15 protein-coding genes are annotated in these 19,025 nt (G+C 70.6%); 3 read left to right on the forward strand and 12 right to left on the reverse strand.

Going from position 1 to position 19,025, the window contains the following annotated elements; all coding sequences use genetic code 11:
- Positions 1 to 26: 26 nt before the first annotated feature.
- The 7 genes from JHB91_RS07850 to JHB91_RS07880 form a co-directional block, all read right to left on the reverse strand.
- On the reverse strand, positions 27 to 869 hold the full coding sequence (locus JHB91_RS07850) for a cyanophycinase (RefSeq protein WP_199374896.1): 843 nt from the start codon (positions 867 to 869) through the stop codon (positions 27 to 29).
- A gap of 126 nt (positions 870 to 995) precedes the next feature.
- The gene (gene trpD, locus JHB91_RS07855; protein WP_199472322.1) at positions 996 to 2,036 is read right to left on the reverse strand and encodes an anthranilate phosphoribosyltransferase; all 1,041 of its coding nucleotides are present in this window, start codon (positions 2,034 to 2,036) and stop codon (positions 996 to 998) included.
- A gap of 8 nt (positions 2,037 to 2,044) precedes the next feature.
- Entirely contained in the window at positions 2,045 to 2,626 is a 582-nt protein-coding gene (locus JHB91_RS07860) for an aminodeoxychorismate/anthranilate synthase component II (protein WP_199374894.1), read from the reverse strand.
- Positions 2,627 to 2,683: 57 nt separating this feature from the next.
- Positions 2,684 to 4,156, reverse strand: a complete 1,473-nt coding sequence (trpE, locus tag JHB91_RS07865) for an anthranilate synthase component I (RefSeq protein WP_199472323.1) — start codon at positions 4,154 to 4,156, stop codon at positions 2,684 to 2,686.
- Positions 4,153 to 5,100 carry a lipid kinase YegS gene (yegS, locus tag JHB91_RS07870; protein ID WP_199472324.1) on the reverse strand — a complete coding sequence of 316 codons (948 nt, stop codon included), beginning with the start codon at positions 5,098 to 5,100 and terminating at the stop codon, positions 4,153 to 4,155. The genes trpE and yegS overlap by 4 nt, the downstream gene beginning before the upstream one ends.
- On the reverse strand, positions 5,100 to 5,771 hold the full coding sequence (gene rpe, locus JHB91_RS07875) for a ribulose-phosphate 3-epimerase (protein WP_199374891.1): 672 nt from the start codon (positions 5,769 to 5,771) through the stop codon (positions 5,100 to 5,102). Before rpe ends, yegS begins: the two co-directional genes overlap by 1 nt.
- 48 nt (positions 5,772 to 5,819) lie before the next feature.
- Positions 5,820 to 6,149 carry a DnaJ domain-containing protein gene (locus tag JHB91_RS07880; RefSeq protein ID WP_199374890.1) on the reverse strand — a complete coding sequence of 110 codons (330 nt, stop codon included), beginning with the start codon at positions 6,147 to 6,149 and terminating at the stop codon, positions 5,820 to 5,822.
- Positions 6,150 to 6,227: 78 nt separating this feature from the next.
- On the opposite strand from JHB91_RS07880, the gene JHB91_RS07885 reads away from it, so the two are divergent.
- Positions 6,228 to 7,157, forward strand: a complete 930-nt coding sequence (locus tag JHB91_RS07885; protein WP_199472325.1) for a phosphoribosylaminoimidazolesuccinocarboxamide synthase — start codon at positions 6,228 to 6,230, stop codon at positions 7,155 to 7,157.
- Here JHB91_RS07885 and glnE read toward each other — a convergent pair.
- From glnE to JHB91_RS07905, 4 genes are all read right to left on the reverse strand, one after another.
- Positions 7,154 to 9,925: a bifunctional [glutamate--ammonia ligase]-adenylyl-L-tyrosine phosphorylase/[glutamate--ammonia-ligase] adenylyltransferase gene (gene glnE / locus JHB91_RS07890; RefSeq protein ID WP_199472690.1), complete on the reverse strand. Its 2,772-nt coding sequence runs from the start codon at positions 9,923 to 9,925 to the stop codon at positions 7,154 to 7,156. The two genes, JHB91_RS07885 and glnE, sit on opposite strands and share 4 nt — an antisense overlap.
- A 290-nt stretch (positions 9,926 to 10,215) precedes the next feature.
- A complete protein-coding gene (locus JHB91_RS07895) occupies positions 10,216 to 11,835 on the reverse strand; it encodes an NAD(P)/FAD-dependent oxidoreductase (protein ID WP_199472691.1) in 1,620 nt (539 codons plus the stop codon).
- Positions 11,835 to 12,986, reverse strand: a complete 1,152-nt coding sequence (locus JHB91_RS07900) for a UDP-N-acetylglucosamine--N-acetylmuramyl-(pentapeptide) pyrophosphoryl-undecaprenol N-acetylglucosamine transferase (RefSeq protein WP_199472326.1) — start codon at positions 12,984 to 12,986, stop codon at positions 11,835 to 11,837. Before JHB91_RS07900 ends, JHB91_RS07895 begins: the two co-directional genes overlap by 1 nt.
- A 36-nt stretch (positions 12,987 to 13,022) precedes the next feature.
- On the reverse strand, positions 13,023 to 13,967 hold the full coding sequence (locus JHB91_RS07905; RefSeq protein WP_199472327.1) for a DUF808 domain-containing protein: 945 nt from the start codon (positions 13,965 to 13,967) through the stop codon (positions 13,023 to 13,025).
- Positions 13,968 to 14,089: 122 nt separating this feature from the next.
- On the opposite strand from JHB91_RS07905, the gene JHB91_RS07910 reads away from it, so the two are divergent.
- Both JHB91_RS07910 and JHB91_RS07915 read left to right on the forward strand, forming a co-directional pair.
- On the forward strand, positions 14,090 to 14,662 hold the full coding sequence (locus JHB91_RS07910; protein ID WP_199374886.1) for an ECF-type sigma factor: 573 nt from the start codon (positions 14,090 to 14,092) through the stop codon (positions 14,660 to 14,662).
- Positions 14,643 to 17,270, forward strand: a complete 2,628-nt coding sequence (locus tag JHB91_RS07915) for a serine/threonine-protein kinase (RefSeq protein ID WP_199472328.1) — start codon at positions 14,643 to 14,645, stop codon at positions 17,268 to 17,270. Before JHB91_RS07910 ends, JHB91_RS07915 begins: the two co-directional genes overlap by 20 nt.
- A 69-nt stretch (positions 17,271 to 17,339) precedes the next feature.
- Here the strand turns inward: JHB91_RS07915 and groL are convergent, their stop codons facing one another.
- On the reverse strand, positions 17,340 to 18,980 hold the full coding sequence (gene groL, locus JHB91_RS07920; protein WP_199374884.1) for a chaperonin GroEL: 1,641 nt from the start codon (positions 18,978 to 18,980) through the stop codon (positions 17,340 to 17,342).
- Positions 18,981 to 19,025: the final 45 nt, after the last annotated feature.

Raw genomic sequence — 19,025 nt, forward strand, 5'->3', positions numbered from 1 at the left:
TCATTCCCTTCATGGTGGCGTTTGGATCAATCGTGTGTGTCGGCCAATGTACCGGGCGACGCGCGGCGCGTATGCAGGTTGTAGGTGGCGCCCGCCACCAGGATGTGGACGGTGAGCCCGAGCAGGCACACCGGATCGTCCTGGCCAGCTTCGGCCATCGACGAGAACTGCAGGCCACTGGCGTCGACCACCGTGATCGAGCCGCTGCCCTCGACCTCGAGCGTGTTGTCGGGGGCGATGAAGGCGGCGGTGTCCTCGTCCAGGCCGATGCCGATCGCGAACGGGTTGTAGGCCTGCGCCGCCACCAGCCGGCCAAGCCGGTCGCGTTCGCGGAAATGCTGGTCGATGATGAAGCGGTTGGTCAGCCCCAGCCCGGGCGCGAGCCGCACGCTGCTGGCGCGCGGCGACGAACCTTCCTTGCCGAACGCGATCATGTGCTCGCTGAGGATGCTGGCGCCGGCGCTGGTGCCGCCGACGTGCACGCCGCTGGCGTTGCGTTCGCGGATCATGCGTGCGGCCGCGGTGCCGCCGAGGATGGTCGACAGGCGGAGCTGGTTGCCGCCGGTGATGAACACCCCGGTGGCCTCCTCCAGCTGGCGCAGGTAGGCATCGCGGCCACCGTCTTCGCGGGACGCGAACGGCACCGAACGCGCGCGCCCGGCCTCGAGCCTGTTGAACAGATCCTCGTAGCGCGGTCCGGTTTCGGCCAGGCGGCTGGCGGTGGGGATGATGGCGATGTCGGCATCGCGGCCGCCGCACAGCTCCACGAAGCGCTTGAGGATCCTGCGCCCGGTTTCCTTGTCCTCGGCCCCGCCGATGGGAACGATCCAGCCACGCTCTTCGCCGTCGGCGACCTTGCTCGGACACATGCAGCAAACACTCCCGGCCGCGCGCTCCCAGCGCAACGGCGAAATTCAATGGATGGCATCACGCGGATGCCACGGAGGCTGGAAAATAGCACGCGTCCGGCCAGGCAGGCCCCGCGCGCGCCGGCCTCAGGCCGCGTCGGCCGCGATGGCGGCAGTCGCCGCCACGAATTCGCGCAGCTTGGCCAGCGCCGCGCCCGAGGCGATGGTGGCGCGCGCCAGCACCACGCCCTCGGCGATCGATGCGGCCACGCCGGAGACATACAGCGCCGCGCCGGCGTTCAGCGCCACGATGTGGCCGGGCAGCCCGTCGGCGTTGCCGATCGCGTCCAGCACCATGTCACGCGACGCCGCCGCGCCATCGACCCGCAGGTTGCGGCTGGCGGCCATGGCGATGCCGAAGTCTTCGGGATGGATCTCGTACTCGCGCACCTGGCCGTCGCGCAGCTCGCCGACCAGCGTGCCGGCACCGAGCGAGATCTCGTCCATGCCGTCGCGCCCCCAGACCACCAGCGCGCGTTCGGCGCCCAGCTCCTGCAGCACGCGCACCTGGATGCCGACAAGATCGGGATGGAACACGCCCATCAGGATGTTCGGCGCGCCGGCCGGATTGGTCAGCGGCCCGAGGATGTTGAACAGCGTGCGCACGCCCATCTCGCGGCGCACCGGCGCCACCACTTTCATTGCAGGGTGGTAGGCCGGCGCATACATGAAGCCGATGCCGGTGCGCGCGATCGACTCCGCCACGCCCGCCGGCGGCAGCTCGATGGTGGCACCCAGCGCCTCGAACGCATCGGCGCTGCCCGAGGTGGACGACACGCTGCGCCCGCCGTGCTTGGCGACCTTGCCGCCGGCCGCCGCGATCACGAAGCTCGACGCGGTGGAGATGTTGAAGGTGTTGGCGCCGTCGCCGCCTGTGCCGACGATGTCGACCAGGTGGCGGCGGTCGGCCACGTCCACCTGCAGCGCCAGCTCGCGCATCGCACGCGCCGCGCCGGTGATCTCGCCCACCGTTTCCTTCTTCACCCGCAGGCCGACGATGATCGCCGCGGTCATCAGCGGCGACACTTCGCCACGCATCACCTGGCGCATGAGGTCGACCATCTCGTCCTCGAAGATCTCGCGGTGTTCGATGGTGCGCTGCAGGGCTTCGTGGGGGGTGATGGACATCGCGTGCTTCAAACCTGTTCGAGGAAGTTGCGCAACAGCGCATGGCCGTGCTGGCTGAGGATGGACTCCGGATGGAACTGCACGCCCTGCACCGGATGCTCACGGTGGCGCAGGCCCATGATTTCCTCGCGGCCGCCGTCGGCGTCGTCGGTCCAGGCGGTGACTTCCAGGCAGTCCGGGAGACTGCCCTGCTCGACCACCAGTGAATGATAGCGGGTGGCCTCGTAGCCATCCGGCAGGCCGCTGAAAACGCCGGCTCCGGTGTGGCGGATCGGCGAAGTCTTGCCGTGCATGATCCGCTTGGCGCGCACCACGCGCCCGCCATAGGCCTGGCCGATGGCCTGGTGGCCCAGGCACACGCCGAGGATCGGGATGCGGGGGCCGAGCTGCTCGATCACCGCCAGGCAGATGCCGGCTTCGTTCGGCGTGCACGGCCCCGGCGACAGCACGATGTGCTCCGGCGCCATGCGTGCGATGTCATCCACGGTGAGCGCATCGTTGCGCTCCACGCGCACCTCGGCGCCGAGCACCTGCAGGTACTGCACGAGGTTGAAGGTGAAGCTGTCGTAGTTGTCGATCATCAGCAGCATGGCTGCATCCGTGCCGGCGGATCGATCATTTTCACCCAAACCGCGCGTTCGCGCCGGCTACAGCCCGCCCGCCGCCTGCGCCACCGCGCGGAACAGCGCGCGCCCCTTGTTCATCGTCTCCTCCCACTCCTTCACCGGGTCGGAGTCGTAGACGATGCCGGCGCCGGCCTGCACGTGCAGGCGGCCGTCCTGGATCACCGCGGTGCGGATGGCGATCGCGGTGTCGGCATCACCGTGCCAGCCGATGTAGCCGATGCTGCCCGCGTACACGTTGCGCTTGACCGGCTCGAGCTCGCGGATGATCTCCAGCGCGCGGATCTTGGGCGCGCCGCTCACCGTGCCGGCGGGAAACGTGGCGCGCAGCACGTCGGTATACGACAGTCCTTCGCGCAGGCGCCCGGTGACCTCGCTGACGATGTGCATGACATGGCTGTAGCGCTCGATCACGAAACGCTCGCCCATCTCCACCGTGCCCGGGCGCGCGACCTGGCCGACATCGTTGCGGCCGAGGTCGATCAGCATCAGGTGCTCGGCGCGCTCCTTGGGGTCCGCCAGCAGTTCGGCCTCGAGCGCGGCGTCCTCTTCCGGCGTGGCGCCGCGCGGGCGGGTGCCGGCGATCGGGCGCACGGTGACCAGGTCGCCCTGCTGGCGCACGAGGATCTCCGGCGAGCTGCCCACCACCTGGGTGCCACCGACGTCGAGGAAGTACATGTACGGCGACGGGTTCAACGCACGCAGCGCGCGGTAGACATCCACCGGGCGCGCGTGGAAAGGCACCGACAGCCGCTGCGACAGCACCACCTGGAACACGTCGCCCGCGGCGATGTACTCCTGGCAGCGCTTCACCGCATCGATGAAGCCGTCGCGGGTGAACCCGGACACGAAGTCCGCTTCGTCGAGCGCCGCCGGCTGCAGCATCTCGGGGTACGCCGCGCCGCCGCTGCGCAGGCGATGCACCAGCGCATCGAGTCGACGGTTGGCGCGTGCCAGCGCCTGCGGCTCGCGCGGGTCGGCGTGCACCACCAGGTACAGGCGGCCCTTGAGGTTGTCGAACACCGCGAGTTCGTCCGACTCCATCAGCAGGATGTCGGGCGTGCCGAGCTCGTCCGGTTTGTCGGCACCATCGAGGCGCTGCTCGACATAGCCGATGCACTCGAAGCCGAACCAGCCCACCAGGCCACCAGTGAACCCCGGTAGCCCGGCGATGCGCGGCACAGAGTGCGCGGCGCGCAGGCGTTCGACCTCGGCGAAGGGATCGGCGACCTCACGCGTCTCCCCCACCTCGCCGTGCTCGCGCACGCTGAGCACGTGGCCGTGGAAGGCGTACACGCGCGTCGCCGGCAGGCCGATGATCGAGTAGCGGCCAAAGCGCTCGCCGCCTTCCACCGACTCGAACAGATAGGTGTTGGGGCCATCGGACAGCTTCAGGTACACCGACAGCGGCGTGTCCAGGTCCGACAGCACCTCGCGCAGCACCGGGATGCGGGTGTGGCCGGCGTCGGCGTGGCGCTGGAATTCTTCGGGGGTCATGGCGTGCCCGTGCCGTTCGCGGAGAGCAGGGCGCAGCCGGCCGGCAGGTGCATGCGCAGGCGCCCGGCGACGCATTCGATGCGGAAGCGCGTGGCCGTGACGGGCTCGCCATCCAGGTTGAGCGTGAGCGGCGCGTCCGATGCCACGTCCACCCAAGGCAGGCGCGTGCGCACCGCGACGCGATCAAGCGCGGCATGCTTGCCGTCGGCCAGCAGCGTGGCCATCGTCGCGCCCACTTCGCCTTCGAGCGTGGGCACGATCGTCAGTTCGAGCAGGCCATCGTCGACCAGCGCGTCGGGGCACAGCGCCTGCCCGCCACCGGCCTGCGGACCATTGCCGATGCCGAGCGCGATGAAGTCACCGTGCCATTCGAAATCCGGGCCGTTGAAGCGCGCGGTGACCGGCTCGATCCGGCCCAGCCTGGCCATGCCCGTGACCACGTACGCCAGGCCACCGAGCAGCTTCTTCATGCCCTCGCTGGTCTCCACGGTGACGTCGGTGCCGAATCCGCCGCTGGCCATGTTCGCCGCCCAGTGCACCTCGCCGTCCGCGCTGATGCGCAACAGGTCGACGACCGCAGGCGGCTGCTCCAGCACCAGCGCCATTGCGTCGAACGGCGTGTCGGGAATGCCGGCCGCGCTCGCGAAGTCGTTGGCGGTGCCCATCGGCACCAGGGCGACCGACGGCAGCGCGTCGGCTGCGTCGTCGCGGTTCGCAAGCGCCGCCGCGACTTCGCTCAGCGTGCCGTCGCCACCGGCCGCGATGATCGTCGCCACGCCGTCGCTGATGGCTTCGGACACATGGCGCTCCGCATCACCTGCCTCCCATGTCACCCGCACGTCGAGCGCAACGCCGCGGTCGCGGATCGCGGCCACCGCATCGCGCAGCGCGTCGTCGCCGGCCGACTTGCCGTTGAGCACCAGCCTCCAGCACGGCGCGACCATCAGGTCCCCGCGGCGGCGTGCGCGCGCATGCGCGCGATGACCTCGGCGTAATCCGGCTGGCTGAAGATCGCCGAGCCGGCCACGAAGGTGTCGGCACCGGCGGCGGCGATGGCGCCGATGTTGTCCGGCTTCACGCCGCCGTCGATCTCGAGGCGGATGTCACGGCCGCTGGCATCGATGCGCTTGCGCACCGCGCGCAGCTTGTCGAGCGCGGACGGAATGAAGGCCTGGCCGCCAAATCCCGGATTGACCGACATCAGCAGCACCAGGTCGAGCTCGTCCAGCACGTAGTCGAGCACTTCGATCGGCGTGGCCGGGTTGAGCACCAGGCCCGGCTTGCAGCCGGCGGCGCGGATCAGCTGGACGGTGCGGTGCACGTGCGAGCTCGCCTCCGGGTGGAAGCTGATCAGCGTGGCGCCTGCCTCGGCGAAGTCGCCGACGATGCGGTCCACCGGCGACACCATCAGGTGCACGTCGATCGGCGCGGTGACGCCATGCTTGCGCAGCGCCGAACACACCAGCGGGCCGATGGTGAGGTTGGGCACGTAATGGTTGTCCATCACGTCGAAGTGCACCCAGTCCGCGCCGGCGGCGAGCACGTTGTCGACCTCCTCGCCGAGGCGGGCGAAGTCCGCCGAAAGGATCGATGGGGCGATGACGGTCGGTTGCATGGCGTATCCGGACAGGGGGAAGGATGCGGTGCGGCGGCCGTCCCGCGGTCAGCGCGATTTGCGCAGCGCGCGGATGCGGTCGTAGGCGCCGTTGATCTCGCGTGCGCGGCGCTCGGCCTGCTCGCGCAGCTCCTCGGCGGCGCCGCCGAGGCGGTCGGGGTGGTACTGCGCGATCAGCCGCCGGTAGGCGCGGTCGACGTCGGCATCGCTGGCATCCGGGCCCAGGCCCAGCACGCCATAGGCGTTGTCGGTCGGGCGCCGGAACCAGTCGCTGTCGAAGGCGTGGCCGATCAGCAGGCCGATCAGCCCGCCGGCCGGGTGGCGCAGCAGCAGCCAGCCGGCGATGAAGCCCAGGAGTTTTCCGTACCAGCGTGTCATGCGCGTGATTCTACCGTCCCCCGGCACCGCGACGCCGTCATCGCTACAATGCCCGCCCGACGGCTGCGACCCGACACGATGGCAACGACCCTGCTCGAAGCCCGCCTCCCCGGCCTCAACCTGCTCCACCGCGGCAAGGTCCGCGATGTATACGAGCTGCCTCCCGGCTCGGGCCCGGAGGCGTTCGGCCCGCTGCTGCTGATCGTGGCCAGCGATCGCCTGAGCGCATTCGACGTGGTCCTGCCCGACCCGATCCCCGGCAAGGGCGAGATGCTCTGCCAGGTGTCGAACTTCTGGTTCGACAAGACCGAACACCTGATGCGCAACCACCTCACCGGCATCGACGTGGCCAGCGTGCTGCCGGCCGGCGTGGATCCCGCGCCCTACCTGCAGCGCTCGGTGGTGACGCGGCGCCTGAAGCCGGTGCCGGTGGAGGCCATCGCCCGCGGCTACCTGATCGGCAGCGGCTGGAACGACTACCGTCGCACCGGCCGCATCAGCGGCATCACCCTGCCCGATGGCCTGCGCCAGGCCGAACGCCTGCCACAGCCGATCTTCACCCCGTCCACCAAGGCCGCCGCCGGCGACCACGACGAGAACATCGACTTCGACACGATGGTGCACAAGGTGGGCGCCGAGCTTGCCGAGCAGGTGCGCGACGCCACGCTGCGGCTGTACGCCTTCGCCGCGGAGCATGCCGCCGGGCGCGGGATCATCCTCGCCGACACCAAGTTCGAATTCGGCACCGACGCCGACGGCCGCCTGTACGTGATGGACGAGATGCTCACGCCGGACTCGTCGCGCTACTGGCCGGCGGATGCCTACGAAGTCGGCACCAGCCCGCCGAGCTACGACAAGCAGTTCGTGCGCGACTGGCTGGAGGCGCAGGGCTGGGACAAGACCGCGCCGGGGCCGTCGCTGCCGGCGGACGTCATCGCACGCACCCGCGACAAGTACGCCGAAGCGCTGCAGCGGCTGGCCGGGATCAGCATCGACGCGGCGGCCTAGCCGAACGCGAGCCCGGCGGCACGCGTGGCGGCGCGGATCGCATCGCGCGCAGCCTGCAGCTCGGGGCTGTCGTCCACCAGCCGCGCGCGGCGGTCCAGCGTACATGCCAGCCCCATCGCCACGAGCGTGGCGTGCGCATCGGTCAGCTGCGCGGCGGTCGCATCATCCAGCAGGCCTTCGCTACGACACGCCGCGATCAGCTCCGGCGTGGCGCGCGGCACCAGCAGCGCCGGACGCGCGGCAGCTTCGCGCAGCACCAGCGCCTGCAGCAGGAACTCCAGGTCCACCAGCCCGCCTCCGCCCTGCTTGAGGTCGAAACGGGCGGCGCTGCCGCGATCGAGCTCGCCGCGCATGCGCGCGCGCATCGCGGCGACATCGGTGAACAGCACCGCGGGATCGCGCGGCTGCGCCAGCGCCGCAGTGCGCACATGCTCGAACGCCGCGCACAGGTCGACATCGCCGGACACGCAGCGCGCGCGCACCAGCGCCTGGTGCTCCCACGTCCAGGCGCGGGTGCGCTGGTACTCGCCGTAGCTGGCCAGCGACGAGACCAGCAGGCCGCTGGCGCCATCCGGGCGCAGGCGCACATCGACCTCGTACAGGCGGCCCGCACCGGTACTGGTGCCGAGCAGCGCCACGACCTTCTGCGCCAGGCGCGCGAACCAGCGCCCGGCGTCCACGCTGCGTGCGCCGTCGGAATGGGCATCGGCCGGCGCCTCGTACAGGAACACCAGGTCGAGGTCGGAGCCGATGCCGAGCTCCTCGCCGCCCATGCTGCCGTAGCCGATCGCCGCGAACCGCGCGCCGGCGATGTCGCCGTGCGCAGCCTGCATCTCGCGTCGCGCCAGCGCGATCACCACCGCCACGACCGCATCGGCGAGCCAGGACAGCTGGCGGGTGCTGTCCGGCGCCGGCTGGCGGTCATCGAGCGTGGCCAGCGCGATGCGGAAGCTGAGCGCCTGGCGGGTTTCGTTGAGCGCGAACAGCGCCGCCTCGATGTCGTCGCGCTGCAGCGCCACGCGGCAGGCGGCGTCGAGCTGCGCGCGCCCGGGCAACGGGCCTTCCACGCGTGCGTCCAGCAGCTCGTCGAGCAGCAACGGGTGCGCAGCGACGCGCTCGGCGAGGAACGCGCTGCGCGCCACCAGGCCGTTGAGGCGTGCGAGCGCCACCGGCTGTTCGTCGAGCAGCGCCAGGTAGCTGGGACGTCGCAGGATGTTGTGCAGCAGCGCCAACAGGCGGCGTACCGCCTGCAGCGGGCGGTCGGCGGGCGCGCTGGCCTGCAGCAGCAGCGGCATGACCCGGTCGAGGCGTGCGCGCGCGGCATCGGACAGGTCGCGCACGCTCGGGGAACGTGCGAAATCGCGCAGCGCCGCGTCGACTTCGGCGGCATCGCCATAGCCGGCGGCGGCGAGCACATCGGCCGTGCCGGCATCGGGCAGCGCGCGCCAGTAGCCCGCGATGTCGCTGTCGACACCAGGCTGCGCGCGGCGCTGCGCGAGCAGCGCGTCGAACTCCGCCGCGACGCGCGCGCGATGCGCCTCGAGCTCCGCGGCAAGCGCCGGCCAGCCGTCATGGCCAAGCCCGCGCGCGACGCGCAGGCGGTCGAAGCCGTCATCGGGCAGGACGTGCGTCTGCGCATCGCGCAGCATCTGCAGGCGGTTCTCCACCCGGCGCAGGAACAGGTAGGCGGCGGCAAGGTCGGCGGCCGCCTGCGGGGCGACCTGCCGCGACGCGCACAGCGCCTCGAGCATCGGCAGCAGGCGGCGGCCGCGCAGCGCCGGCTCGTGGCCGCCGCGGATCAGCTGCAGCGCCTGCACCAGGAATTCGATCTCGCGGATGCCGCCCGGCCCGCGCTTGATGTCGTCGGCCAGGTCCTTGCGCGCCACTTCGGCGGCGATCGCCTGCTTCATGTCGCGCAGGCCTTCCAGCGCACCGTAATCGAGATAACGCCGGTAGACGAACGGCCGCAGCGTGGCCAGGAACGCCTCGCCGGCGGCGATGTCGCCCGCGACCGGGCGCGCCTTCTGCCAGGCATAGCGCTCCCAGTCACGGCCTTCGCGCTGGAAGTACAGCTCCATCGCCGCGAAGCTCAGTGCGATGCGCCCGGCGTTGCCGAACGGGCGCAGGCGCAGGTCGACGCGATGGCAGAAGCCGTCGGCGGTGGGCTCGTCGAGCAGCCGCGCCAACGCCTGGCCCAGGCGTGCGAAGTAGTCCTCGGCCGCCAGCGGGCGCGCGCCGTCGCTCTCGCCGCCCGCCGCGTAGGCGTAGACAAGATCGACATCGGAGCTGAAGTTGAGTTCGCCCCCGCCGAGCTTGCCGAGCGCGTACACCACCAGCCGCACCACGCGGCCGTCGGCGTCGCGCACCCGTCCGTGGCGCTGCTCGAACTGCTCTTCCAGCGCCGCCAACCCCAGTTGCAGGCAGTCCTCCGCCAGGCGCGTGGTCGCCGCCAGGGTGTCGCCCACCGAATCCAGCCCGAGCACGTCGCGCCACACCAGCCGCGCAGACTCCGCGGTCCGATACCGGCGCAGCAGCGCCGGCCATTCAGCCTGGGCGCCTGCGACCAGGGCTGGCAGCGGCAGGGCGGGCGCATCCTGCGCGTCGATCAGCCGCGCCAGCACCTCGGGCTGCCTTGCGAACACCTCGGCCGCAAAGTCGCTGGCGATCGCCACGCGGCGCAGCGCATCGCCGCCCCGCGTGCCGAGTTCCTCCGGGAGGCGCGCCAGCAGGCGGTCGACATGGTCGCCAAGGCGCACGTCAGGAAGCATGTCGGAGACCAGGTTCACGCGGGGATTGTGGCATCGGCGCGGGCGGTACAAACGCCAGACCCTCTGGCGCCCTGTGGTGGCCGGGGGACATGAGCCCTCAAGGGCATTGGTACCCGGCGCCCGCGCGCAAGGAGCGGAAACATAAAAAAGCCCGAAGCGGCGAACCGCTTCGGGCTTTGCTCCCTCCCCCACGTCGGGTGCAGGTCGATCGTGAAGGAAGCGTTATGCAACTTGCACGCTGCGCTGCAAAATGAAACCGGGCAGTTCATGAATTGAATGCCCGGGAAGCTTCAACCGGGGATGCGACGCCCCAGGTCGCGGGCGATCTCGCGCGCGGCATTGCGCCCCGGCAAGCCGGTCACGCCGCCCCCGGGATGCGTACCGGAACCGCACAGGTACAGCCCCACCAACGCGCCACGGTAGTTGCCCTGGCCGAGCAGTGGCCGCGCCGCGAACAGCTGGTCGAGCCCCAGGCTGCCGTGGAAGATGTCGCCGCCCACCAGGCCGAAGCGGCGCTCGAGGTCCAGCGGCGTCAGCGCCTCGTAGCCGAGCACGCTGGCGCGGAAGTTCGGCGCCTGCGCATCGACGGTGTCGATCATCAGCCGCGCCACGGTGTCGCGGTGCGCGTCCCAGCCCCCGTCGACCTCCGGGTTCACGTGCTGGCAGAACAGGCTGGCGACGTGCGCTCCCGGCGGCGCGAGGCTGGCATCGAGCGTCGAGGAAATCACCAGCTCGACGATCGGTTCGCGCGCCCAGCCGGCGTTGTGCTCCTTCGAGCGGGCGTCGAACCAGGCCTGCTCGAAATAGCGCAGCGAGGGGCCGATCAGGATTCCGCTCTGGTGATGCGGCTGCAGCGCGGTGCCGGGCGCGGCGCTGAAGTCCGGCAGCTCCGACAGCGCCACGTTCATCCGGAACGTGCCCGACCCGCAGCGGTAGCGGGCGATGCGTTCGGCGGTGTCGTCGTCGAGGTGTTCGCGCGCGATCAGCCGGGTGTACAGCAGCTTGGGGTTGAGGCTGCTGGCGACCACGCGCGCGCGCAGCGTGCGGCCGTCGGCCAGCGCCACGCCGACCGCGCGGCCCTGCTCCACCAGTACCTCGGCGACCTCGGCGTCGGTATCGACCACCACGCCGCGCGCCGCGCACTCGGCCGCGATCGCGTCGCTGATCGCGCCCATGCCGCCGATCGCATGGCCCCAGGCACCCTGCTTGCCATTCACCTCGCCGAACACATGGTGCAGCAGCACGTAGGCGCTGCCGGGCGTGTAGGGGCTGGCGAAGTTGCCGACCACCGAGTCCCAGCCCAGAGCCGCCTTCAGCGGTTCCGATTCGAACCAGGCGTCGAGCAGCTCGCCCGCCGACTTGGTGAACAGGTCGAGCAGGTCGCGGCGGCCGCGCATGTCCAGCGATTTCAGGCGCCGCGCCACGGTCAGCGATGCCAGCCAGTCGGCCAGCACGAAGCCGTCGGACACATTGGGGGGCGTTTCCAGCATCAGCTGGCGCAGCACGACCACCACGCGGTCGAGCATGGCGTAGTACCCAGGCAGCCGCTGCGCATCGCGCGCCGACCACTTCGCCACTTCGGCCGTGCCGTGCTCGCCGCCGAGACGGAACGCGCGGCCATCGGGCAGCGGCAGGAAGTTGGAGTACGGCCGCTCGACCACGCGCAGGCCGTGCGCCGCCAGGCGCAGGTCGGCGATCACGCGCGGGTTCAACAGGCTGACGGTGTAGCTGGCCACCGAGTTGCGGAAGCCGGGATGGAACTCCTCGGTGACCGCGGCGCCGCCGACGATGCCGCGGCGCTCCAGCACGCGGACCTTGAGGCCGGCACCCGCGAGGTAGGCGGCACAGACCAGGCCGTTATGGCCGCCGCCGACGATCAGCACATCCTGCGTGTCGGCGGCCACCGTGATCAGCCCCCCGCCTGCGTGCGACGGATCGCGCTGTCGGCGGGCGACCGCAGCAGCGCCTCGACCACATCCGCCAGGCGCGCGGCAGCATCGGGCCGGCCCAATGCCGCCGCCGCTGCGGCAGCGCGCGGCAGCGTCGCGGCATCCGCGAACAACTGCATGAGGCGCGCGGACAGGGTCTCTGCCGTGAACATGTCCGGTTCCGGCATGCTCCATCCGGCCCCCAGCCGCTCCAGCGCATCGGCATTGCCGCGCTGCTCCTCGCGCGAACCGCCCTGCGGGATCGGCACGAAGATCGCCGGGCGCCCGACCACCAGCAGGTCGGCGATGGTGGTGGCGCCGGCGCGGGTGAGCACGAGGTGCGCATCGCGCAGCCGCGCCGCCATGTCGTCGAAGAACGGCCGCACCTCGGCGTCGATGCCGGCTGCCTGCAGGTCTGCGGCCAAGGTGGCCGCATCGTCGCCGCGGTACTGCAGCGCTACCTGGAGGCGTCGGCGCAGCGTTTCGGGCAGCGCCAGCAGGGCCGCCGGCACCACGCGCCCGAACACCGCGGCGCCCTGGCTGCCGCCAACGACCAGCAGGCGCAGCGGCGCCCCGGCATCCAGCGACGGATACGGTGCGCCGGCGGCGGCAAGGATCTCCGCGCGCACCGGATTGCCGGTTTCCACCACGCGCCCGGCGTCGATGCCGGCGATGGCCGGGAACGAGGTCGCCACGCGCGTGGCGAAGCGCAGCAGCTGGCGATTGGCCATGCTCAGCCGCGTGCCCTGCTCGTGCAGCAGCAACGGCAGGCCCAGGCTGCGCGCGGCCAGCGCCGGCGCGAAACTCGGATAGCCACCGAAACCAGCGAGCAGGCGCACGCCGCGGCGCTTCATGTCGGCGCGCGCGACCAGGGTGGCACGCGCGATCACTGCCGCCGCCGCCAGCTTGCCGCCTGCACCACCGGCCAGGCTGCGCGCCGGCAGCACCACGTGCGGCAGGCCGTCGAGCGCGCGCGTGAACTGGGCGCCACGGCGCTCGGTATAGATGACGACATCGTGGCCACGGCGCAGCAGTTCGCGCGCAAGCGCCTCGGCCGGGAAGAGGTGGCCTCCGGTACCACCGGCGGCAAGGCCGACAGTGATGCGGCGCGGCGCGTTGTGCGGATCGGGCATCGGATGCGGGATGTGGTGCGGGTGCCGACTATAGCTTCAGTGCGCCGGCTCCGGCGCCTTGCCGCGCAGCTTTCCGAACAGCGTCACCACGCCCAGCACCAGCGCGCCGGCGGCGATGCCGACCAGCGCATTGCACAGCGCGCTGACGATCGCACCCAGCCAGCCGTCCGGCCCGAGGGCCTCGACCGCGTGGTGCAGCACGGGAATCGAGTGCACCAGGATGCCGCCACCGACCAGGAACATTGCCGCGGTGCCGAGCACCGACAGCGTCTTCATCAGCCAGGGCGTGGCGTACAGCAGGCCGCGCCCGACCATGCATGCGACCTTCCCGGGCTTCTTGGTCAGCCACAGGCCGACGTCGTCGAGCTTCACAATGCCCGCGACCAGGCCGTAGACGCCGAAGGTCATGGCCAGCGCGATCACCACCAGCACCGTCACCTGCTGCGGCAGCGGCTGACCCGCCACCACGCCCAGCGACAGCACGATGATCTCGGCGGAGAGGATGAAGTCGGTGCGGATCGCACCGCGGATCTTCTGCTTTTCGCTGGCGAGCACGTCCGCCTCGTTCGGCGCGGCGGCCGCTTTCGCCAGCACCGCCTCGGCGCGCCGCTGCGGATCGTTGCGCGGCGGCGGCGCGTCCTCCTTGTGCAGGAACTTGTGGGCCAGCTTTTCCACGCCCTCGTAACAGAGGTAGGCGCCGCCGATCATCATCAGCGGGGTGACCAGCCACGGCAGCCACAGGCTGATCGCCAGCGCCGCCGGCACCAGGATCGCCTTGTTGAGCATCGACCCCTTGAACACAGCGAACACCACCGGCAGTTCGCGGTGCGCGCGCACCCCGGCCACCTGCTGCGCGTTCAGCGCGAGGTCGTCGCCGAGCACGCCGGCCGTCTTCTTGGCGGCCACCTTGGTGAGGATGGAGACGTCGTCGAGGATGGCGGCGATGTCGTCGAGCAGGAGGAGCAGCGAAGCACCGGCCATCGGAATCCAGCAAAATTCGGGTGGCGCGATTGTGGCATCCCGCCGGCAAGACCGGATGACGGCTGGCGACCCCCCGGAGTGGCTGCTACGGTGCGGGCTTGCGCCCAGGCGGGGAGGCCGGCGTGGTCGAAACGGATATCACTCAACTGCTTGCCGACGCGCGCAATGGCGAGCCCGAGCGCCTGGGTGCGGTGTTCGAAGCGCTGTACCCCGAGCTCAGGCGCATGGCGCGCTCGCGGCTGCGCGGCCACGACGCCACCCTCAGCCCCACTGTCCTGGTCCACGAGCTGTTCCTGCGTGTCACCGGCAGCAACAACCTGCGCCTCGCCGATCGCCGGCACTTCTTCGCCGCCGCGGCGCAGGCGCTGCGCTGGATCATGGTGGAGAACGCCCGCAGCGGATCCGCGCAGAAGCGTGGCAGCGGCCTGGCCCACGTCGAGCTGGACGATCAGTTCCCGGCAGCTCCGGTCGCCGACACCGCCATCCTCGCCCTGCACGAAGGCCTGGAGGCGCTGGACGCGATCAGCACGCAACGCCGCCAGGTGGTCGAACTTCGCTACTTCGGAGGCCTGGAATTCGCCGAAGTCGCCACCCTGCTCGGCATCTCCGAGCGCACCGCGCAGCGCGAATGGGAGCGCGCGCGGGCCTTCCTGCAGGCCTTCCTCGACGACGACCATGCCGATCGACCCGCGTGACCTCGACGACTGGCGCGCCGCCGACGCCCTCTTCGACCAGTGGCTGGACCTGCCCGAAGGCGAACGCGCGGCCTGGCTCGCCGCGCAACGGCCCGACCCGGCCGTCGCCCATCGCCTGGAACAGCTGACCAACGCACACGTGCGCCCGCGCGCCGCGCTCGACCCGCTGCGCGGCGACCTGGCGGGCTGCAGGCTGGGCAGCTGGACCCTGGAGTCCGAACTCGGCCGCGGCGGCATGGCCGTGGTCTACCGCGCCTCGCGCGACGACGGCATGGCGCGCCAGCACGCGGCGATCAAGATCCTGACGCTGGCCGCGCTGGGCGCCACCGGGCGCGAGCGTTTCCAGCGCGAAGCCGCCATCCTCGCGCGCCTCAACCACCCCAACATCACCCCGCTCACCGACTCCGGCAGCGCCGCCGACGGCACCTGCTGGCTGGCGATGCCGCTGGTCGAGGGCGAGCGCATCGACCGCTGGTGCGAAGCGCATTCGCCCGATGCGCGCGCGACCGTGCGGCTCTACCTGCAGGTCTGCGACGCCGTGGCCTACGCCCACCGCAACCTGGTGATCCACCGCGACCTGAAACCATCCAACGTCCTGGTCGAAGCTGGCGGCCACGTACGCCTGCTCGACTTCGGCATCGGCCAGTTCACCGACTCCACCGACGAGGCCACGCAGACCATGTGGCGGGCGATGACACCCGGCTACGCCGCCCCGGAGCAGATGGACGGCGCGCCGCCGAGCACCGCGATCGACGTCTACGGCCTGGGCGCCCTGCTGCACCGCCTGCTCACCGGGCGCACGCCGCAGGCCGCCACCGGCGCCGGAACCACCACGCGTCCCTCGCAGCTGGTGCGCGACAGCCGCGACGCCTGCCACCGCCACTACGTGCCGCTGAAGAACGACCTCGACCGCGTCCTGCTCAAGGCGCTGGCCGAGCAGCCGGGCGCACGCTATCCATCCGCCGAATCCTTCGCCGACGACCTGCGCCGCTGGCTGGACGGCATGCCGGTGCTGGCGCAGGCGCCGGGCCTTGGCTACCGGGTTCGGAAGTTCGTGGCGCGCAATGCGCTTGGGGTGGCGGCTGGCGTGTTGCTGGCGGCCAGTCTGGCGGGCGGCATCGGGGCCACCCTGTGGCAGGCCAGCGTGGCAAGGAACGAAGCGGCGAACGCGCGGGTGCAGGCGCAGCGCGCGATCCTCGTCCGCGATTTCCTGCAGCGCGTGTTCGCGTCGACCGAGCCGGCCAACGGCCGCGTACCGGATGCGCTGGAACTTCTGGGCGAAGGCGCGCAACGCGCGCGCTCTGAGGTCCTTGCGGATGATCCGCTCGCCGCGGCGGACATCCTGATGCTCACGGGCAGGGCGCGACTGGAGCTGGACCACGTCGATGAAGCACGCACCGACCTGGAGCAGGCCCGCGACCTGTTCGCGGTCCACGCCCCCGACGCGCACGCGGAACGCGCCCGCGTCGAGAGCGATCTCAGCCGTCTGATGCGCGATCGCGGCGAAGTCGATGCCGCGCTCGCGCACGCGCGCGCGGGCGTGGCGTTCGCGGAGCTGGCACTTGCGGGCGCAAATGATCCCCGGCCGCTCCTCGAGGCGAAGACCACGCTCGCCATGGGCCTGTTCAGCAGCGACCCCCACGCCGCCAAGGTGATGTTCGAGGAGGTGCTGGAGGCCCTGCTGCAGCACGGACTGCAAGACACCGAGCTGCACCTCACCGCGCTCGGCGGGCTGGGCACTGCGGTGAATGCAACGGATCCGGACGACACCGCGCGGATCGTCGCGCTGGCGGAGGAGGAAATCCGGCTGTCGCGATTGCTCGACGGCACCGACAGCGGCTGGCACGCCAGCGCACTTGCCAACCAGGTGCCCAGCTTCAGCCGGGCAGGCGACCATGCCCGTGCCGAGCAGATCGCGTTCGAAGCCGCCGCCATCGCCGACCGCATCTACACCAGGCCGCACTCGACCAGATCATCCGTGCATTGCCAGCTGGCCGCCTTCCTGCAGTGGCGCGGACGTCACGCCGAGGCACTCGAGCACTACGCGATCGCCAACGAGATCAACACGGCCCTCGAACGCAGCGACCTGCACGTCGAGGCCTGCTTCCGCTACAGCGGCTACGTGCGATCCGCGCTGGGTGACCACGGTGCCGCCCTTGTCGACCTGGAGCGCAGTTGGCAGATCCTTGGCCAGCACGATTACCGGGCGTCAGCGACCGGATACGGCAGCTGCGGAGTACGCGCGAGCGTCCAGCTCCGGCTGGGCGACCTCGGCGGCGCGGCGCGGACGCTTGCCGGGTGTCCAATGGCAGACGGTGAGCCGCCGCAGATGATGCACACCCAGGCACACGCGGAGCTGCACCTGGCGCGGGGCGAGCTGGCGGAGGCGGCGAAGCTTGCCGCGGAAATGCGCGGCACGAGACCTCCCGAGACCGGCGACCGCTACTGGATGCGGCCGTGGATGCTGTCGCTGTTGCTGGCCCACCGGCAGGGGCAGCATGAAGTCCTGGCCACCCTGGAATCCGGCCTCGCGGCACATGCTGCGGCGGAGCCGTTGGCGCGTTGCCTGGCGCGCCCCAGCGAAGCGCACTGCCTGGCGCTCCCCTGACCCGGGCAAAGAAAAACCCCGCCTCGCGGCGGGGTTCTTCGTGGTGCGGTGTGACAACTGGAGACTGGCTTAGAAGCCCATGCCGCCCATGCCGCCCATGTCGCCGCCGCCCTGCATGGCCGGCTCGTCCTTCTTCGGAAGCTCGGCCACCATCGCTTCGGTGGTGATCATCAGGCCGGCGATCGAGGCCGCGTTCTGCAGTGCCGAACGGGTGACCTTGGTCGGGTCCAGGATGCCGAACGCGATCATGTCGCCGTACTCGCCGGTCTGGGCGTTGTAGCCGTAGTTGCCGCTGCCGTCCTTGACCTTGTTCAGCACGACGCTCGGCTCTTCACCGCAGTTGGTGACGATCTCGCGCAGCGGGGCTTCCATGGCGCGCAGGGCGATCACGATGCCGTGGTTCTGGTCTTCGTTGGCACCCTTGAGCTGGCCGATGGCCTGCAGCGCGCGCACCAGCGCAACGCCGCCGCCCGGGACCACGCCTTCTTCCACCGCAGCGCGCGTGGCGTGCAGGGCGTCTTCGACGCGGGCCTTCTTTTCCTTCATCTCGATCTCGGTCGAGGCACCGACCTTGATCACCGCCACGCCGCCGGCGAGCTTGGCAACGCGCTCCTGCAGCTTTTCCTTGTCGTAGTCGGAGGACGTGTCCTCGATCTGCGCCTTGATCTGCTTGATGCGGCCTTCGATGCCCGAGCTCTCGCCCGCGCCGTCGATGATCGTGGTGTTTTCCTTGGAGACCTGGATCTTCTTCGCGCGGCCGAGGTCCTTGATGGTCGCCTTCTCGAGCGAGAGGCCGACTTCCTCGGAGATCACGGTGCCGCCGGTCAGGATGGCCATGTCTTCCAGCATCGCCTTGCGACGATCACCGAAGCCCGGCGCCTTGACGGCCACGACCTTGACGATGCCGCGGATGGTGTTGACGACCAGCGTGGCCAGGGCCTCGCCTTCGACTTCCTCGGCGACGATCAGCAGCGGCTTGCCCGACTTGGCGACGCCTTCCAGGACCGGGAGCAGGTCACGGACGTTGGAGATCTTCTTGTCGTGCAGCAGGATGAACGGGTCATCCAGGTCCGCCGACATCGACTGCTGGTTGTTGATGAAGTACGGCGACAGGTAGCCGCGGTCGAACTGCATGCCCTCGACGACGTCGAGTTCGTTGTCGAGGCCCGAGCCTTCTTCAACGGTGATCACGCCTTCCTTGCCGACCTTCTTCATCGCGTCGGCGATGATCGTGCCGATCGACTCGTCCGAGTTGGCGGAGATGGTGCCGACCTGGGCGATCGCCTTGTCGTCGGCGGTGGGCTTGGACATGGCCTTCAGCTCGGCGACGGCGGCCTTCACGGCCTGGTCGATGCCGCGCTTGAGGTCCATCGGGTTCATGCCGGCGGCGACCGCCTTGGAACCCTCGCGGATCAGGGCCTGCGCCAGCACGGTCGCGGTGGTGGTGCCGTCACCGGCGTTGTCGGAGGTCTTGGACGCGACTTCCTTCACCATCTGCGCGCCCATGTTCTCGAACTTGTCGGCGAGCTCGATCTCCTTGGCGACGGACACGCCGTCCTTGGTGATCGTGGGGGCGCCGTAGCTCTTCTCGAGCACGACGTTGCGGCCCTTCGGGCCGAGGGTCGCCTTGACGGCATTGGCGAGAATGTTGACGCCGCGCACCATCTTTGCGCGCGCGTCCTCACCGAAACGGATTTCCTTGGCGGACATTGGAATTACCTCGAATTGGGATCAGGGGTGGAAGAAGTGGGGCGC

Source organism: Luteimonas sp. MC1828, from assembly GCF_016461615.1.
GTDB lineage: Bacteria > Pseudomonadota > Gammaproteobacteria > Xanthomonadales > Xanthomonadaceae > Luteimonas.

Coding starts and splice junctions, on each gene's coding strand:
- rpe (WP_199374891.1), bottom strand. CDS start 5,771: ATGCAACCGACCGTCATCGCCCCATCGATCCTTTCGGCGGACTTCGCC.
- JHB91_RS07880 (WP_199374890.1), bottom strand. CDS start 6,149: ATGACACGCTGGTACGGAAAACTCCTGGGCTTCATCGCCGGCTGGCTG.
- JHB91_RS07850 (WP_199374896.1), bottom strand. CDS start 869: ATGTGTCCGAGCAAGGTCGCCGACGGCGAAGAGCGTGGCTGGATCGTT.
- JHB91_RS07915 (WP_199472328.1), top strand. CDS start 14,643: ATGCCGATCGACCCGCGTGACCTCGACGACTGGCGCGCCGCCGACGCC.
- trpD (WP_199472322.1), bottom strand. CDS start 2,036: ATGTCCATCACCCCCCACGAAGCCCTGCAGCGCACCATCGAACACCGC.
- JHB91_RS07860 (WP_199374894.1), bottom strand. CDS start 2,626: ATGCTGCTGATGATCGACAACTACGACAGCTTCACCTTCAACCTCGTG.
- yegS (WP_199472324.1), bottom strand. CDS start 5,100: ATGGTCGCGCCGTGCTGGAGGCTGGTGCTCAACGGCAAGTCGGCCGGC.
- JHB91_RS07900 (WP_199472326.1), bottom strand. CDS start 12,986: ATGCCCGATCCGCACAACGCGCCGCGCCGCATCACTGTCGGCCTTGCC.
- JHB91_RS07905 (WP_199472327.1), bottom strand. CDS start 13,967: ATGGCCGGTGCTTCGCTGCTCCTCCTGCTCGACGACATCGCCGCCATC.
- trpE (WP_199472323.1), bottom strand. CDS start 4,156: ATGACCCCCGAAGAATTCCAGCGCCACGCCGACGCCGGCCACACCCGC.
- JHB91_RS07885 (WP_199472325.1), top strand. CDS start 6,228: ATGGCAACGACCCTGCTCGAAGCCCGCCTCCCCGGCCTCAACCTGCTC.
- groL (WP_199374884.1), bottom strand. CDS start 18,980: ATGTCCGCCAAGGAAATCCGTTTCGGTGAGGACGCGCGCGCAAAGATG.
- glnE (WP_199472690.1), bottom strand. CDS start 9,925: ATGCTTCCTGACGTGCGCCTTGGCGACCATGTCGACCGCCTGCTGGCG.